We start from the raw sequence: 16,232 nt of genomic DNA on the forward strand, positions 1-16,232 counted from the left end.
TTTCCCGTACGAAGCCGGCAAGCGACAAATGGGGGATGCCGTGCTGTCCGAGGAACTCCTGGCGCTGGCCGCGACGGCCGGCACAGCCGTGGCACAGGCCGCCGGCACCGACGCGTGGTCGACCCTGCGGGCTGGTCTCGGACGCTGGTTCGGACGCGGCGACGCGCAGAGGGAGGAAGGCGCGCTCGCAGAACTCGACGCCACCGCTGACGCCTTGGGGGCCGGGTCCGAGGACGGCGCGGCGCTGTCACGTCATGAGACGGAATGGCGGGACCGGGTCCGTACCCTGCTGCAGCAATTGCGGGGCACAGAGCAGGAGCAGGCGGCCCGGGTGCTGCGTGAGCTGCTGTCGATGGGCCCGGGCCAAGCGGTCGCCGGCTCGACCTGGGACGGCGGTCTCCACGTCCAAGGCGACGTGGACATACATGCCGAACAAGGGTCCGTCGCCGCGGGTGTCGTCAATGGGAGTGTGAGCCTGGTCCCCCCTCAGGCGCCGGTTCGGACCCAGGGCTGACCGAACCGGCCGCCGCCGAGCCTGATCGCGGGCCCACACGGACTCCGTTCGCTGCGAGCCCGGCGACCACCCATGTCGAGGCCCGGAGCCACGCGGTCGCGGTAGGTTCCGCCCAGACCGTCATCGTCGGCGGGTACCCGGCCGCGGACCGAGGAGACGCCCGGCCTAGGACGGTCAGTGCCGGGACCGCCGTGGTGATCCTGGTCGCCGCGATGGCCGCCACCGTCGGCGTCGTCATGGCGGTTCACACCGGCGGTTCGTCGAACGACCGAACCACACCCGCGTCCTCAGCCTCGCCGCCGGTGGTCGTCGGCGGAGTCACCGGCCCGGTCAGTGACCTGGCCGGCAAAGACTTCGTGCTGCCCGACCCACTGAGCATGAGCCCTGCCGAACTCCGGCAATTCAACACGGACGTCGCATCCGATTCCGCCGCTTTTGATGCCTGGCGGTCCGGCCACCAGGCGACGGTGGTCGGTTCGGGCACCATCACCTTCACCTTGCGGGGCCATGACGCGGACGAAGTGACGATCAGCGACGTCACCATGCGGAAGAGGTGCACGGCGCCGCTCGACGGGACGTACTTCGAGGGGTATTCGCAAGGAGAGGGAAACACCGTGGCCCTGGGTTTCGACCTCGACGACGCCGACCCCATTCCCGAACTGCGGGCCCGGACCGCGGGCGGACTCGTCCCCACGGGACGCAACTACTTCGACGAGAAGACCCTCCGCCTGCGCCCGGGTGAGCAGGTGACGTTCAGCGTCGGCGTCAGCAGCCGGCGCCACCACTGCTCCTTCTCCCTCGAACTCGTCGTCGCCACCTCCCACGGCGACTTCACCCAGCGCGTCGACCGCCACGGCAAGCCTTTCACCCTGACGGCTCCCGTGCGCTCGTCCGCCGCCGGAGGCCCGTCCGCCCGTTACCGATCGGCGTACCGGGAGGGCCCGGACGGCTGGCACGCCGTCACCACGTCCGGGAGTGACACCTCGCGATGAGTGGCCGGCGCACCCAGGGGGTGACGATCGGCCGGTTGGCGGCTCTGGTCGCCATCGTGGTGATCTGCACGGTGATCGTGGCCGTCCTGGTTCCGCGGTTCGCCGCCGACAGCGGGGACGGGGCCGGGGCCGGGGGCCGCAACGCCCAAGCGCCGGCGCCGCGGGGACCGGCGTACGCATACATCACCCCGACGCGTTTCGTGCTGATGCGCGGTGGACGGCCGGCGGCCGAGGTGAGCCGGGTCTTCGACCTGGCCGACCCGCAGCACAACAAGGTGGCGTGGACATACGACGGCCGTTACGTGGCGTTCCTCTCCGACGACGCCTTCCTGGACCGTCCCGAGGACACGCGTCTGATCGCCGTCAATGCCGCCACCGGGCAGGTACGGCGCCTGTCCTGCGCCCACTGCTACGACCTCGCCCCTGTCGGGGAGGGGGACGTACTCGCCCTCACCCTGGGTTCGGCCGGTGAACAAGGCGCGGGCATGCTCCGCTTCGCCATGGACGGCGCGCATTCCGCGCGCACGGAGCCGTCCCCGTTCGCCGGCAACGGCAGCACATGGCTGCCCGGGCTCCTCGCGGGCACGCCCACCCGGGTGCTCACGGCTCAGTACGCCACCACGAGTAGCGGCGGCACTGCCATGGATCTCCGGCTCGTCGACGCCGACGGTGGGGGAGAGGTGTCCTTCCCGCTCTTCGAATCAAACGCCTACATGCCCGCCGCAGCCGCTCGCACCGACGGCCAGGAGCACATCGCGGTGGCGGCGCGTACCAACCCCGGTGCGTGCCCGGCTCCCTTCCCCATCTCCCTCCTGGACAGCCAGGGCAAGGCCACCGCCACCGACATGACCGCTGCACTGCCACCGGGGTTCGTGCCGGGCGTGACCGGAGGCGTGGAGGTCAACGACCTGTGGTGGGCCTTCGACGGCCACCTGTACGCCACGATCACGTCCTGGACCTGCGACGACAGCGAGCGCGCGGCCAACGACACCCAGGTCCTGCACCACCCGTCGTCCCTGTGGCGGCTGGACGGCGGCAAGTGGGTGAGTGCCGGCACCGACTCTGCCACCATGCTGCGCAGGCTCGACGATCACACCACGGTGCTCTTGCGCATTCCGGACTGCGTCGGCCCGGCGACACACGACGACTCACAGGCCCACTGCAACAGCGGAGTTCTCTACCAGGAACACGACGGAACGCGGACGACGGTCGCCAAGGGCGTCCTTGCGATCGTCGCCCCACCGCCCAATAGTTGAGCGGCAGCGGCAGCGGCAGCGGCGTCAGCGCTCGGCTGAATCGTCCGGACCGGGGTCCTCGCGGCCGGGCGGCGTGAAGCACGCCGTTATCGTCTTGCCGTGGTGCTGGGCGTGCGTGTGCCAGTGGTCGGCGAGACCGTCCACGATGGCGAGCCCGCGCCCGCCGGTGGCGTCCGCGTCGGCGTCGCGCGGGGCGGGCACCGTGTCGTCGTCATCGTGGACGCTGACGTGCAGGCAGCGGCTGTCCCAGGTGAGGACGACCTCGGCGTCGCTGTGGGCGTGGACGTGCGCGTTCGTGACGAGCTCCGACACGGCCAGCAGGATGTCGTCGACCGTGTCCGGCGCGTCCTTCGTCCAGTCCAGAGTGGCGAGGTGCTGCCGCGTCCACCGCCGGCCGGACCGCACCCCGCCGGAGACGGGGAACGACCGCGCCCAGCCGACGGCCTTCATCGACGAGTCGGCCATCGGAGAGCTCCCTTCTGCTCGTTGGTGGCAGAAGTACGCCTACCCCGCTTGCCGCCGCGCATTGCGGCGCGAAGGACGGCGCGGGTCCCGGACACCGATCGGTGTCCGGGACCCGCGCGTCGGGGGCTCGCTCCGGGCGGCGCTTCTAGACCGCACCGCGCCAGGAGCCGCTCTCGATGCCGCGGGCCTCGATGTACGCCTTGAAGCGCTTGAGGTCGCCCTTGGCCTGGCGCCTGACGACGCCGAGCTTGTCGGCCACCGTGTCGGCCACGCCGTGCGGTTGGTGCTCGAGCTGCAGCATGACCTTGGTGTGCCGGTCGTCCAGGCGGTGGAAGGTGACGACTCCCGCCTGGTGGACGTCGCCGCCGACCGTGGTCCAGGCGACCCGCTCGTCCGGGATCTGCTCGCTGATCTCGGCGTCGAACTCGCGCGTGATGCCGTCGACCTTCGCGACCCAGTGCGTCAGGGTCGGCGTGCGCTGGTCGATGCGCTCCACCCCCTCCATGAAGTGGGGGAACTCCTCGAACTGCGTCCACTGGTTGTACGCCGTCGTGACCGGCACCGCGACCTCGACCGACTCCTCAACCGTCGACATGTGCCCACCTTTCGGGTCGGCATCCGCTTCGGGATGCGGGCTTCCGCTTCTCGGTGGTGGCGCCTGCCCGTACGAGGCGGTGCCAAACAGCGCTCCGGGCACGGCCGGCCGGGTCCGTGGGGGCATGGGAGGGTCCCCGCCGTGGCGCCACGGCGGGGACCTCGTGGAGCTCCGGCTCAGACGGCGGCGCGGGTGCGCTGCTTGGCGGCGCTGATGACGTCGGGGCGCCCGCGGTGCTGCCGCTCGTAGTCCATGGCCTGCCGGGCCTGCAGCGGTTCGGCGCCGCGCAGCCGCGCGGTGATCTGGTCCGGGCTCATGGTGTCGTAGCCGGGCCAGGGTTGGTTGGCGCGCAGGTTCTCGATGGCGTTGAGGATGCCGACCCGGTCGCCGTGCTCCCGTTCGTAGTCCTCGATGACGGAGAGGTCGGCCTGCGAGAAGATGCGCAGCCGCTGGATGATCTCGGCGACGGGGAGCCGGTCGTAGTCCGCCAGCGGGAGGTCCACGTTTCGGGCCACGGGGGCGTGGGCCTTCCCGGCCGGGCGCGGTGCGCCGGCGGCGGGACGGTGCGCCGGCTGCCCGGCGGTCCAGACGGCCTGGAGCCGTTGGGCGGTGGTGCGGAGCGTCCGGACGGCGGCGTCGGCCAGACCGGCCGCCCCGTGGGCGTGGTGGCCGTTGCCGGCCGCCGTGGTGGCCACCGCCAGGGCCTGTTCCTCGACGCTGGACTCCAGGTCGCGCAGGAGCTGCTCGTCCTGCCGGCGCAGCGTGGTCAGCAGCGCGGCGGCACGGTCGTCCTGGGCCAGGGTGGCGATGCTCTCGCCCGCCCGGCAGGCCGCGAGGGCCCGCGCGGTGGCGGTGTACTCGGCCTCGGTGTTCCTCAGCAGCTGGTGCTCGTCGGCCTGCCCGCGCCCCGGCAGGACGCCGCGGACCATGCGGGTGCCGATGTGCAGGGGCGCCATGGCCGTGTGGAACGCGCCCGCCGACGCGGTGCGGACCATGTCGGCGGTGTCCCGCAGGAGGTGGCGCGGCCGCATCTCACGGACGTGGGTGTCGATGCGGGCGATGTGGTGCTGGGTCTGGGCGGCATGACGTTCCAGGGTCTGCCGATGGGGACCGACGGGGGTGACGGCCATGTCGGTCCGGAACCGGTCGACCACCGCGGCGTGTGCCTCCCGCACATCCTCGAGCGCGGGTATGAGCGCATCCGTCGTCAATGTCATGCCTGCTCCCTCGTGGGGTGTCGTGGCGGCCGTGAAGGCCGCCCTGGCGTGCGGCGGCGCCGCCGGGTGGGGCGGGCACCGGCACCAGCGTGGGCGAAGCGGAGGAAGATCGCCCGGCGAGGCGGGCTCGTCGCACGCGGCGGCACGGCGGGCCGGGGGCGCGTGTCAGTGCCCGGCGCCGGTCCCGGTGAGCTGCGCGGGGGTGCCCCGGCCGGCGCTCCGGTTAGCCCGTACAGGTGACGGGACGCCCCGAGGGCGGGCCCGCGCCGGTACGGCGGCGGCCGCCGTCACCCGTGACGGCGGCCGCCGGTGCCCGTACCGGTCGAGGCGGGGGTCATCCCGAGGTCAGACGCCTGGCCGCCTCGGCGATGTGCGTGCGGGAGATGCCGGCGGCGTCCAGGAGTTCCTCCGCGGTGCCGGAGCCGGGCAGGTCACGGACGGCCAGGTGGGCGAAGGCCGGGCCCTGGCGCCGCGCGGCGAGGGCGGACAGGACGGCCTCGCCCAGGCCGCCCTCGGGGTGGTGGTCCTCGGCGACGACGAGGGCGCCGGTGTCGCGGGAGGCGCGCTCGAGGGCGTCGGCGTCCACGGGCTTGACCGAGTACAGGTCGATCACGCGGGCCGGGATGCCGTCGGCGGCCAGCGCGTCGGCCGCGGCGAGGCACTCGTGCAGGGTGACCCCCGCGCCGACGAGGGTGACCCGGTCGTCGCCGGACTGGCGCAGGGTCTTGGAACCGCCCACGGGGAAGGTCTCGTCGGGCCCGTACAGCACGGGATAGGCCCCGCGGGTGGTGCGCAGGTAGGAGATGCCGTCGAGGTCGGCCTGGGCCGCCGTCAGCGCCGCGGCGGAGGTGGCGTCGCTGGGGTAGAGCACGGTGGAACCGTGGACCGCGCGCATCATCGACAGGTCCTCCACGCCCATCTGGGAGGGGCCGTCGGCGCCGATCTCCACGCCGCAGTGACTGCCGGAGAGGGCCATCGAGATCTGCGAGATGGCCGCCATGCGGATGAAGTCGTGGGCCCGGGTGAGGAAGGCCGCGAAGGTCGCCGCGTACGGGCGGTAGCCGCGCACGGCCATGCCGACGGCCGAGGCGATCATCTGTTGCTCGGCGATGTACGTCTCGAAGTACCGGTCGGGGTAGGCCTTGCCGAAGTCCTCCGCGTGCGTGGAGTTGCCGACCTCGGCGTCCAGGACCACGACGTCGGGGCGGGCGCCGACGGCGACGAGCGCCTTGCCGAAGGCGACCCGGGTGGCGACCTTGTCCCCGAGCTGGAAGCGCGGCAGGTCCATGGGCGTCGTCGCGGCCATCGGCGGGCGCGGCGCGGCCTCGGGCGGCCGCGGGCCGCGGACCGTCAGGTGACGCACGCCCCCGAGTTCCTCGATGGCGTGCTCCGCGAGGTCCGGCGGCAGGGGCTTGCCGTGCCAGCCCTCGATGTCGGCGACCTCGGGGACGCCCTGGCCCTTGACGGTCCTGGCGACGATGACGGTGGGCGCCTGCCCGTCGGCCGCGGTGGCCAACGCCCGGTCGACGGCCTGGAGGTCGTGCCCGTCGACGACGAGGGCGCGGCAGCCGAAGGCCTCGACGCGGCGGGCGTACGCCTCGGTGTCCCACTGCAGTTCGGTGGGGCCGCGCTGGCCGAGCCGGTTGACGTCGACGATCGCGACGAAGTTGGGCAGCAGCCGCTGACCCGCCTTGTCCAGGGCCTCCCAGACCGAGCCCTCGGCCATCTCGCTGTCGCCGCACAACACCCACACCCGGTACGGCTCGTGCTCCAGGTCGCGGCCCGCCGTGGCGATGCCCACGCCGTAGGCGATGCCCTGGCCCAGCGATCCGGTCGCCACGTCCACCCAGGGCAGGACGGGGGTGGGGTGGCCCTGGAGGCGGGCTCCGAAGGTGCGGTAGGTCGTCATGAGTTCGTGCTCGTCCACGGCACCCGCGGCGTGGAACATCGCGTACAGCAGGGGAGAGGCGTGTCCCTTGGAGAAGATGAGGTGGTCGTTGGCCGGGTTCTCGGGCTGCTGCCAGTCGTACCGCAGGTGACGTGACATCAGCACGGCCATCAGGTCGGCGGCGGACAGGCTGGACGTCGGGTGGCCCGAGCCGGCCGCCGTGCTGGCCCGCACGGAGTCCACCCGGAGCTGCTGGGCGAGTTCGAAGACCTGTTCCAGGTCGCTGTCGGGCCCGATCGGGCGGGCGGCGGCTTTCTGGTCCGTCATGACGGATTCCCTACTTCGCGCGGAGGACTCTGCGTACCTGATGTCTGCTACCCCGCCCGGGCGCTGAAGTGTGCTCCCCCCATGGGTTCCGGCTGCACGCACATCGGGTCCAGAGCCTCCGAGCCGGTCTCAGCGCAGAAGCCCACGGCGCGAACGCCGCCATTTCACGACGACGTACACCAGGTCGAGCACGAGCACGACGATGCCGATGACCAGCAGGTACAGCAGACCCTCGGCGACCACGCCGATGAGCCCGAGGACCACGGCCACCAGAAGCAGGAACAGGAAGAGCGCCATGGCCGAAACACCTCCTTGGCGCGGCGGGGCGAGGCGTTCAGCGGCGGGCGAGCTTCCGTTCGCCGCCGGCGCCCGGGTGGTAGGCCATGTCGTAGTACTGGAAGATCTCCCCTTCCTGCTCTGCGGGCAGGACGTCGTCCGTCCCGATGGACGGACCCTTCTTCACCAGCCCCTTGGACTGGGTGACCTTGACGTAACCGGGCCCCACGACCGCCTCGTCGAGGGGGACGAAGACCAGTCGCTGCCGTGTGGGCAGACCGGTGCGCACCGTGGCCACCGCCGGCTCGTCGGTGGCGGTGTCGACGTAGATCGCCTCCAGCGCGCCGATCTTGTGCCCCTTGGGGTCGATGACGTCGCGGTCGCGCCACTCGCGGATATCGGCTGAATGGATCATGCGCTGCTCCTTGGTGGAGCGCCGATTCGGCACCGTGCCCCGGCGCGGACGCACCGGGATCGCCCTTACGGGTCGTCGCTTGTGACAGCGCACCGGCCCTTTTCCTCATGCTACGTCCGGAATCCGGATCCGGCCGGGGCTCCGTTTACCGCCGTCGCACGCGGCAACGCGACACATAGGGGGCGTTGACCGGCCACCGGCCCCGGAGGCTGTGATGGATGTCGTGGAAGAGGGCCCCTACCGTTTCCGCATCGCCCCGCGCGCGCGGATGCGCGTACCCGGCGTCGTGTTCGCCTCGCGCGACCTGCTCAGTCATGCCGAGAAGGCCTTGGAGCAGGTCGTCAACGTGGCGACGCTGCCGGGCATCGTCGGCGCCTCCTACGCCATGCCCGACGTCCACTGGGGCTACGGCTTCCCCATCGGAGGCGTGGCCGCGACCGACGTCGCCGACGGCGGTGTGGTCTCCCCGGGCGGGGTGGGCTTCGACATCTCCTGCGGCGTGCGCCTGATGGCGGCCGACTGCGACCGGCGGACGGTCGGACCCGCCCTGCCCGCGATCATGGACGGACTGGGCCAGGACACACCCCGCGGCGCCGTCACCGGAGCCGTCTGGCACCTGGGCAGCGACCGCCGGCTGGAACGCGTGCTGACGGGCGGGTCCCGCTACGCCGTGGAGGAGGGTCACGGCGAGGACGGCGACCTGCGGCGGTGCGAGGACGAGGGCACCGTGGCCGACGCCGACCCCGGACAGGTGAGCGCACGCGCCAGGGAACGCGGCCTCGGGCAGGTCGGCAGCCTCGGCTCGGGCAACCACTTCCTCGAGGTGCAGGAGGTCGCCGAGGTGTACGACGAAGCGGTCGCCGCCGCTTTCGGCCTCGCGCTCGGCCAGGTCTGCGTGATGATCCACTGCGGTTCCCGGGGGCTGGGGCACCAGATCTGCTCCGACCACGTGCGGGCGATGGACCGGACCATGCGGCGGTACGGCATCGAGGTCCCCGACCGGCAGCTCGCCTGCGTTCCCGTGGAATCGCCCGAAGGCCGCGCCTACCTCGGCGCGATGGCGGCCGCGGCCAACTATGCCCGGGCCAACCGCCAGCTCCTCGGCGAGCTGTCCCGCCGCGTCTTCCGCCGCGAGGCGGGCGTCCGTCTGGCCCTCGTCTACGACGTGTCCCACAACCTCGCGAAGATCGAGGAGCACGACGTGGAGGGCACGCGGCGCACCCTCTGCGTCCACCGCAAGGGCGCCACCCGTGCGCTCCCGCCCGGTCACCCGGACCTGCCCGCCGACCTGCGCGGCGTCGGCCAGCCCGTGCTCATCCCCGGCACCATGGGCACCTGCTCGTACGTCCTCACCGGCGTTCCCCGTGGCGACGCCTTCCACTCGACCTGTCACGGGGCGGGCCGGGAGAAGAGCCGGCACCAGGCCGCGCGGGGCGTCAGCGGCAGGGAGCTGCGGGCCCGGCTGGAGGCCCGCGGGATCGCGGTCCGCGCCTCGTCCTGGCGCGGCCTCGCCGAGGAGACGCCCGAGGCGTACAAGGACGTCTCGGCGGTGGTGGAGGCGAGCGAGGGCGCCGGACTGTGCCGCAAGGTCGTCCGCCTGGTGCCCCTGGGCGTGGTGAAGGGTTAGGCCCTCCGCGGACCGCTGGCGGCCGGACGTCCACCGCCGCCGTTCAGACGTCCACCGTCGCCGCGCAGGTCCATCCGTACGGGCCGGGCGCCAGGTGGAGCTCGCCCAGCGAGACCGCCTTCGGCACCGCGCCGGTGACCTCGACCGACCCCACGTCGGCCATCGCCATCCGTACGTCCAGCCCGTCGGCGTCCGACTCCGCCTCGACGTCGACGGGGACCTCCCCGTGTACCTCGAGCCGGAAGATGACCTCGTCCAGCAGGTCCGCCAGCAGGTCGTCGTCGGCGGCGTCGGCGACCGGGATCCGCCGCACGCGTGCCGGCCGCACCCCGGCGACGTCCGCGAAGCACTCGACCAGGCCCAGCACCGCCTCGACCAGGCACTGCTCCCTGGTGGGCCCCCACGCCTCTATCCGCACATCGGCGGTGTGCGGTACCGCACGGTGTCCGCCCGCCTCCGGTCCGCCGCCGTACGTCTCGTCCACCATGAGGATCGCCTGCCCGGTTCACGCGGCCTCATGACTCCGGCGGCCCGGCGTCAGCGCTTGACGGCCCGCAGCACCACGAACTTCGGGTTCGAGGCGACGACCTCGCAGTTCCCGAAGAGCCGCCGCAGGCGCGTGTGGTAGCCCAGATGCCGGTTCCCGATGACCAGCAGCTCACCGCCGGGCCGCAGCGCGGACCGGGCGGTGACGAACATGCGGTGGGCGGTCGCGGCGGTGACCGCCTGGTGGGAGTGGAACGGCGGGTTGTTGAGGACGAGGTCGGCGCCGTCGGGCCGGACGGCGGCCACGGCGTCGGCGGCGTCCCCGACGAGGAACCGGGCTTTGCCCCCGGGGCCCACGTTGTCGTGGAAGGTCTCCTCGGCGGAGGCGACGGCCTGGTGCGACTCGTCCACGAACAGCACGTCGCTGTCGGGGTTCGCCAGCGCCACCGCGGTGCCGACCACGCCGTTGCCGCAGCCCAGGTCGACCACACGGTCCGGGCCCTTGCGGTCCGGCAGGTGCTCGAGCAGGAAACGCGTGCCGATGTCGAGGTGGTCGGCGCAGAACACGCCCGCGTGGTTGGTGACGGTCCGGCCGGACAGGAGGCCGATGCCGTCGGGCAGCGCGTACCGCAGGGGCCACGGGTTCGCCCCGGGGGCCGCCGCCGGATCGGGGGTGCCGAAGATCAGCCGGGCCTTGCGCACCGCCAGCGAGGTGCGGGTCGGCCCGATGATCCGCTCGAAGAGCCGCAGCGTGGACGTGTGGATCTCGGTGACCATGCCCGCGCCCAGGACGACGGTGCCGGGGTGCAGTGCGGGGGCCAGCCGGTGCAGCTGGTCCTCCAGCAGCGCGAGGCTCTTGGGCACCCGGACGAGCAGCACGTCGATGCGCGCCGGAGTCTCGTCGCGGGTGGTCAGCATCCGCACCTCGGCGTCCGGCGCGTTGCGCCGCAGGTTCGCCCGCGTGGCCTGCTGCCCGAGGTGGGAGTCCGTGATCTGCGTGGGGCGGTGTGCCGCCAGCGCCGTCGCCAGCGCCCCCCAGCGGTCTCCCAGGACGACGGTCGTGCCCGTCAGGTCCGTCCCGCTTTCCGCGAGGTGCCGCAACAGGTAGTCGTCCGCGGCGTCCCACGCCCGCAGGGTCTCCCGCGGCTCCGCGGGGAATCGGGTCAGTTCGAGTGCGCCCCACGGCGTGCTGAAGAGGTTCATCGCCCCCTCAGGGTACGGGCTGCCCGGGCAGCCCCGGGCTACCGGCTCCCGGGCTCCCGGGGCCGCAGGTCGTACGAAGGGGTCCGCGCCGACGACCGGGCCCACTCCGTCGGTGGGTGCACGCGGTCACGGCGCACCCACCGACGCCAGGGGTCAGCCCTGGGCGGCGTTCTGGATCATCTCGGCGAACGTGGCGACGTCCTTGGCCGGAGGCGCCTTGATGGCGGAGGTCCTGCCATAGCCGGAGTACGCGATCGTCAGTTTGGCAGGGCCCTTGGCGGTCTTGCCGGACTCCACGGTCTTGACGGCGAGGTCGCCGGCGCCGATCCACGCCTCGACCTTGACGGTGTTCCCGAAGCCGGTGGCGTGCAGTTGATCGATGTACGTGTCGCGCTCGTCCTTGGTGATGAGCTCAAGGACAGCGGTGTCCGCGGCGAACTTCCCGAGGTCCACGGTGCCCGTGTAACGGGTCGCCGCGGCGCCGGCCACCCGCTCCTCGCCGGCCGCGGCGAGGTCCGTCGCGGCCGACAGGGCCGCAAGGGCCGCGGCGGGGCCGTGCGGCAGGTCCTTGGCCGGGTTGTCCTCCGCGGAGGTGCCCTCGAGCTTCAGCCACTTCTTGCCGCCAGTGGCCTCGAGCAACGGCCCCTCGACCGGGAGGTACACGGTGCCGTCCGCCATCGTCAGGTGCACCTTGCCGTCCGGGCCGGCCATGTCCTGCAGGTCGGGGTCGGAAGCGGCGTCCACGCTCACCTCGGCCCCTTCGGAGCCCTTCTTCCAGCTCAAGGTGCCCTCGGACTTGGTGGTGCCCACCTCCGTGTCGACGGAGTCGACGGCGACCTTCGCGGACCCCTGCTGCCCCACCGCCTTGATGCCGTTCCGCAAGGCTTCGACGGGGGACACCTTCTTCTCCGCCGGCTTGACGGAGACCTGCGTCGATGCGGCCTTCGGCTCCTCCTTCGCGGAGTCGCCACAGGCCGCGAGACCGAGCGCGAGCGTGCCGGTCGTAGCCGTGATCGCCAGAAGGCGACGAATGTGCATGAAAGGTTCCCCCCAGGGAGGTAAAGATTTGTCCAATGATCAATGGCCTTGGACCATACAACAATTCGGCGAACGACCCGCCCGTCAGGCACGTGATCCACACGGTCGGCCCGGTCCGGGAAGGCGGCGACCACGGAGAGGCCGACGTCCTCGCCTCCTGCTACCGGCGTTGCCCGGAGGTCGCGGACGAGCTCGGGGCCACGCGCATCATGTTCCCCGCGATCGCCACCGGCGTTCACGACCGTCCGGCGGAGGAAGCGGCGCGGATCGCCGTCTCCGCCCTCCGGGCGTCGCAGAGCCGGGTCCGGCAGACCAGGCTCGTGGCCTGCGACCGCGCGACCCGCGATCTGCCGGCCGCCGCGCTCGGTTCGTAGCGGGGGCTCGCCATGGCGGGTGCGTCAGACGAGCTCCGGCAGGACCTCGGCGGCCAGGCGCTCGGCGTGCTCGGCCTGCGCGAACAGGGGCGTGAACAGGATGAGCTCCGCACCGGCGGCGACGACCTCACGCAGCGCCCGGACGCACTCCGCGGGGGTCCCCGCGATCGCGGCGGCCTCGATCTCGGGGGACTTGCGCATGTATAGCGCCGCCAGTTCGGCGTCGATCCGGGCGCGGGCGCGCCGGGAGTCGTCGTCCACCGCGATGTAGACGCGCTTGGCGATCCCGAAGCCGTCCACCGGCCTGCCGCACTCGGCCAGCGCCTGCCGCACGATCGCGACCTGCTCGGCGAACTTCTCCGTCCGGACCTGACCCGCGCCGAAGAAGCCGGTGAAGAGCCCCGGACTCATCACGGCGCGGCGCAGCGCGGTGCGCCCGCTGCCGCCGAACCACACTGGGGGAAAGGGCTTCTGGAACGGTTTCGGTTCCATCGCCGCGTCGCTCAACCGCCAGAATTCCCCGGAGAAGTCGACCCGGGGTTCACGCCACAGGCGGGTCATGACCTCCATGCCCTCGTAGAAGCGGGCCACATAACGTTCCGGGTCGACGCCGAACGCCGCGAAGGGCCGATGCGGGCCTCCCGTGCCGAATCCCACCTCGATCCGGCTCCGGCTCAGCTGGTCCAGCGAACCGATGCTCTTCGCCAGGTGCACCGGACTGTGCAGCGTGGACACGAAGACCACGCACCCCAGGCGCAGGCGCTCGGTGCACGCGGCGGCGAAGGTCATCGTCTCGAGCGGGGCGAGCTGCGGCATCGTGCCCAGCGTCTGTTCCTGTGTCCAGGCACTGTCGAACCCCAACTCCTCGACGCGCGTCAGGAAGACGCGGAAGGCGGCCGGATCGAAATCGCCGTCCGCGTGGAACTGCGGAATGGACATCGCGCATCGCACCCGCGCATCGTAGGGAACGGAGTCCGCCGGGCACGAGACACCACGCCGCCGGACGTCCACGCACGGCGGAGTGACAGCGTGTGCCCCGCGCATGAGCGCTCTGCGACCGCGGAAATTCCCGGAGTTGCGGCGCGAAATCGCCGAGGGACGATGGAAAAGCGGCCGGCACGGTCCTTGCGACCGCTTCCGCTGCCCATGAACGGCACCTCTCAGGCAGGAGGCCCACCATGCCCGAATCCCCGTCCGCGGCACCCGTCCTGGAACCCGCGGCCAAGGAACTGGCGGACGCGACCGCACAGCACCCGCGCATCTACGAGGTCGCGCCGGCGGACGGCCGCGAGATCCTCGACGACCTGCAGGCGGGCGAGGGCGTGCCCAAGCCCGCGGTGGACGAGGAGTGGGTGACCGTCGACGCCGGACAGTACGGCAGCGTCCGTGCCCGCGTCATCCGTCCCGAAGGGGCGACGGAAACCCTCCCGGTCGTGTTCTACATCCACGGCGCCGGATGGGTGTTCGGCGACGAGAACACCCACGACCGACTGGTGCGCGAGCTCGCGGTCGGCACGAACGCCGCCGTGGTCTTCCCCGTCTACGACCTGGCCCCCGAGGCGAAGTACCCCACCCAGATCGAGCAGAACTACGCGGTCGGGAAGTGGATCCTGAACAACGGCGAGGACCGGAAGCTGGACGCGTCACGGATGGCCGTCTGCGGCGACTCGGTCGGCGGCAACATGTCGGCCGTCTTCGCGCTGATGGCGAAGGAACGCGGCGACATCGACCTGGCGGCCCAGGTGCTGCTCTACCCCGTGACCGACGCCAACTTCGACACGCCGTCCTACCAGCAGTTCGCCGAGGGCTACTACCTCACCCGCGACGGGATGAAGTGGTTCTGGGACGCCTACACCAGCGACCCAGGGCAGCGCGCCGAGATCTACGCGTCCCCGCTGCGCGCCGACGTCGAGCAGCTGCGCGGCCTCCCCACCACCCTGGTCATCACCGACGAGGCCGACGTCCTGCGCGACGAGGGCGAGGCCTACGCCGCCAAGCTGCGCGAGGCGGGCGTGGACGTCACCGCGGTGCGGGTGCTCGGCATGGTCCACGACTTCCTCATGCTCGACAGCCTCCGGGACTCCAAGGCGACCGTCGTCGCGCGCACGCTGGCCGTCGAGGCCCTGCAGCGGGCGCTGCACCCCTGAGCCGCGTCAGGCGATCGTGACCAGGTAGCGTCGTACGGCGTCACCCGGCCCGGCCTCCTCGACACCCTCGAGCACGCCGCCGTTGCGCTCGATCGTCCTGGCGGAGGCGGTGTTCGCCGCCTCGCAGACGATCAGCACCCGGTCCGGTCCGAGCCCGCGCGCCTCGTGGAGCATCCGGCCGAGGGCCCAGGTGGCCAGCCCGCGGCGGCGCGAGGAGGGCCGGATGCCGTAGCCGATGTGGCCGAACCGCAGCACGTAGTCGTCGGGCCCCCGCCGCAGGGCGATGCCCCCGTGCACCCGGTCGCCCTCGACGATCCACCGGTACCAGCAGCCGCGGCCCGCCTGCACCGCCTCCGGCCCCGACTGCCCGGCCAGCATCGTCACCCAAGCCGCGAACCCGTCCGGCGAGTCGACCTCGTCGGACGGCTCCAGCCCGAAGCCGTCCTCGTGCGGGCCGGGACCCCATTCGTCCCGCGCCTCGAGCCAGGCGGAATGCAGACGGGTGGTCGGCGCGATCAGTTCGGGCATACGGCGACGATACCGATGCGTCGCCGTGGGGCCCGAAAATCGGGTGTGTGTACGGGCGGACGCTGCTAATTTCGCTGACGTGCCGAAGCTCAATCAGATCATCGCCGTGGAAAAGGGCGTCAAGTCCAAGTCACTCCAGGAACTGACCCAGGCCCATCACGACGTCCAGAAGCCCGCGTTGCTCGCCGGGATCTCGCGGACGTACCAGCCGAAGGACGAGGAGGGCGAGCAACTGCCCCCGGAGTCCACCCGGGTCCAGGTGAAGGCGGAGGACGTCCTGCACGCGGTCGGGGACACCCTGACGCGGCTCTTCGACGTGACGGCGACGAAGGACTGGGCCAACCGGACCGCGGCCGCCGACGTGGTGGTGGACGGGAGGGCGCTGCTCGCGCAGGTCCCCGTCCCGTACCTGCTCTTCCTGGAGAAGCAGCTCACCGACCTGCACACGTTCGTGCGCAAGCTGCCGGTCCTGGACGCGTCCGAGTCGTGGAACCCCGACCCGTCGACGGACTGCTGGAAGACCGACCCGGTGCGGACGATCCGCACGAAGAAGGTCCCGCGCAACCACGTGAAGGCCGAGGCCACGGAGAAGCACCCGGCCCAGGTCGAGGTGTACTACGAGGACGTGCCCGTGGGGTACTGGACGACCGTGAAGTTCTCCGGCGCGCTGCCGGCGCGGCGCGTGAACGAACTGCTCGCCAGGGTCGAGAAGCTGCAGCAGGCCGTCAAGTTCGCCCGCGAGGAGGCCAACGGCGCGGACGTCACCGACCAGCGCGTGGGGGAGGCGGTCTTCGGCTACCTGTTCGGGTAGCCCCATCAACGCCCCTCGTGAGAGCGGGGGGTGCGCCGAGAGCGCAAGCTGAAACTGATGTTGAAGCTGATCA

General features: G+C 72.0%; 18 protein-coding genes. 7 read left to right on the forward strand and 11 right to left on the reverse strand.

What is annotated here, in order from left to right:
• Positions 1 to 40 precede the first annotated feature (40 nt).
• The 3 genes from OG937_43695 to OG937_43705 all read left to right on the forward strand — a co-directional run bounded on the left by OG937_43695 (position 41) and on the right by OG937_43705 (position 2,762).
• Positions 41 to 514 (forward strand): hypothetical protein, encoded by a 474-nt coding sequence (locus OG937_43695; GenBank protein WUD78137.1) that lies wholly within the window; start codon positions 41 to 43, stop codon positions 512 to 514.
• A 194-nt stretch (positions 515 to 708) separates the two neighbouring features.
• Positions 709 to 1,506, forward strand: coding sequence for a hypothetical protein (locus OG937_43700; protein ID WUD78138.1), 798 nt, complete (start codon positions 709 to 711; stop codon positions 1,504 to 1,506).
• Positions 1,503 to 2,762 carry a hypothetical protein gene (locus tag OG937_43705; GenBank protein ID WUD78139.1) on the forward strand — a complete coding sequence of 420 codons (1,260 nt, stop codon included), beginning with the start codon at positions 1,503 to 1,505 and terminating at the stop codon, positions 2,760 to 2,762. Before OG937_43700 ends, OG937_43705 begins: the two co-directional genes overlap by 4 nt.
• Before the next feature lie 24 nt (positions 2,763 to 2,786).
• Here the strand turns inward: OG937_43705 and OG937_43710 are convergent, their stop codons facing one another.
• The 6 genes from OG937_43710 to OG937_43735 form a co-directional block, all read right to left on the reverse strand.
• Positions 2,787 to 3,227 (reverse strand): ATP-binding protein, encoded by a 441-nt coding sequence (locus OG937_43710; GenBank protein ID WUD78140.1) that lies wholly within the window; start codon positions 3,225 to 3,227, stop codon positions 2,787 to 2,789.
• A 145-nt stretch (positions 3,228 to 3,372) separates the two neighbouring features.
• Positions 3,373 to 3,822 carry an SRPBCC family protein gene (locus OG937_43715; protein WUD78141.1) on the reverse strand — a complete coding sequence of 150 codons (450 nt, stop codon included), beginning with the start codon at positions 3,820 to 3,822 and terminating at the stop codon, positions 3,373 to 3,375.
• A gap of 176 nt (positions 3,823 to 3,998) precedes the next feature.
• On the reverse strand, positions 3,999 to 5,039 hold the full coding sequence (locus OG937_43720; protein ID WUD78142.1) for a hypothetical protein: 1,041 nt from the start codon (positions 5,037 to 5,039) through the stop codon (positions 3,999 to 4,001).
• Positions 5,040 to 5,373: 334 nt separating this feature from the next.
• Positions 5,374 to 7,254 carry a transketolase gene (locus OG937_43725; GenBank protein WUD78143.1) on the reverse strand — a complete coding sequence of 627 codons (1,881 nt, stop codon included), beginning with the start codon at positions 7,252 to 7,254 and terminating at the stop codon, positions 5,374 to 5,376.
• Positions 7,255 to 7,383: 129 nt separating this feature from the next.
• Positions 7,384 to 7,551, reverse strand: coding sequence for a hypothetical protein (locus tag OG937_43730; GenBank protein WUD78144.1), 168 nt, complete (start codon positions 7,549 to 7,551; stop codon positions 7,384 to 7,386).
• Between the two features lie 37 nt (positions 7,552 to 7,588).
• On the reverse strand, positions 7,589 to 7,945 hold the full coding sequence (locus OG937_43735) for a PRC-barrel domain-containing protein (GenBank protein ID WUD78145.1): 357 nt from the start codon (positions 7,943 to 7,945) through the stop codon (positions 7,589 to 7,591).
• 214 nt (positions 7,946 to 8,159) lie between these two features.
• Here OG937_43735 and OG937_43740 point away from each other — a divergent pair, with 214 nt between their 5' ends.
• Entirely contained in the window at positions 8,160 to 9,572 is a 1,413-nt protein-coding gene (locus tag OG937_43740) for an RtcB family protein (GenBank protein ID WUD78146.1), read from the forward strand.
• Positions 9,573 to 9,615: 43 nt separating this feature from the next.
• Here the strand turns inward: OG937_43740 and OG937_43745 are convergent, their stop codons facing one another.
• The 3 genes from OG937_43745 to OG937_43755 all read right to left on the reverse strand — a co-directional run bounded on the left by OG937_43745 (position 9,616) and on the right by OG937_43755 (position 12,299).
• Positions 9,616 to 10,059 (reverse strand): archease, encoded by a 444-nt coding sequence (locus OG937_43745; protein ID WUD78147.1) that lies wholly within the window; start codon positions 10,057 to 10,059, stop codon positions 9,616 to 9,618.
• A gap of 50 nt (positions 10,060 to 10,109) precedes the next feature.
• Entirely contained in the window at positions 10,110 to 11,261 is a 1,152-nt protein-coding gene (locus OG937_43750; GenBank protein WUD78148.1) for a methyltransferase, read from the reverse strand.
• Between the two features lie 153 nt (positions 11,262 to 11,414).
• A complete protein-coding gene (locus tag OG937_43755; GenBank protein WUD78149.1) occupies positions 11,415 to 12,299 on the reverse strand; it encodes a hypothetical protein in 885 nt (294 codons plus the stop codon).
• A gap of 35 nt (positions 12,300 to 12,334) precedes the next feature.
• On the opposite strand from OG937_43755, the gene OG937_43760 reads away from it, so the two are divergent.
• Positions 12,335 to 12,673, forward strand: a complete 339-nt coding sequence (locus OG937_43760; GenBank protein WUD78150.1) for a macro domain-containing protein — start codon at positions 12,335 to 12,337, stop codon at positions 12,671 to 12,673.
• Positions 12,674 to 12,697: 24 nt separating this feature from the next.
• Here OG937_43760 and OG937_43765 read toward each other — a convergent pair whose 3' ends face one another.
• Complete coding sequence (locus OG937_43765) at positions 12,698 to 13,612, reverse strand: LLM class flavin-dependent oxidoreductase (protein WUD78151.1); 915 nt, start codon at positions 13,610 to 13,612, stop codon at positions 12,698 to 12,700.
• 239 nt (positions 13,613 to 13,851) lie between these two features.
• Between OG937_43765 and OG937_43770 the strand changes: the two genes are divergently transcribed.
• Positions 13,852 to 14,820: an alpha/beta hydrolase gene (locus OG937_43770; GenBank protein WUD78152.1), complete on the forward strand. Its 969-nt coding sequence runs from the start codon at positions 13,852 to 13,854 to the stop codon at positions 14,818 to 14,820.
• 6 nt (positions 14,821 to 14,826) lie between these two features.
• Here OG937_43770 and OG937_43775 read toward each other — a convergent pair whose 3' ends face one another.
• Positions 14,827 to 15,348, reverse strand: a complete 522-nt coding sequence (locus OG937_43775) for a GNAT family N-acetyltransferase (protein WUD78153.1) — start codon at positions 15,346 to 15,348, stop codon at positions 14,827 to 14,829.
• 79 nt (positions 15,349 to 15,427) lie between these two features.
• Here OG937_43775 and OG937_43780 point away from each other — a divergent pair, with 79 nt between their 5' ends.
• Positions 15,428 to 16,159, forward strand: coding sequence for a hypothetical protein (locus OG937_43780; GenBank protein WUD78154.1), 732 nt, complete (start codon positions 15,428 to 15,430; stop codon positions 16,157 to 16,159).
• The last annotated feature ends 73 nt before the right edge of the window (positions 16,160 to 16,232 follow it).

The organism is Streptomyces sp. NBC_00510, assembly GCA_036013505.1.
In the GTDB taxonomy this organism is placed as follows: domain Bacteria; phylum Actinomycetota; class Actinomycetes; order Streptomycetales; family Streptomycetaceae; genus Actinacidiphila.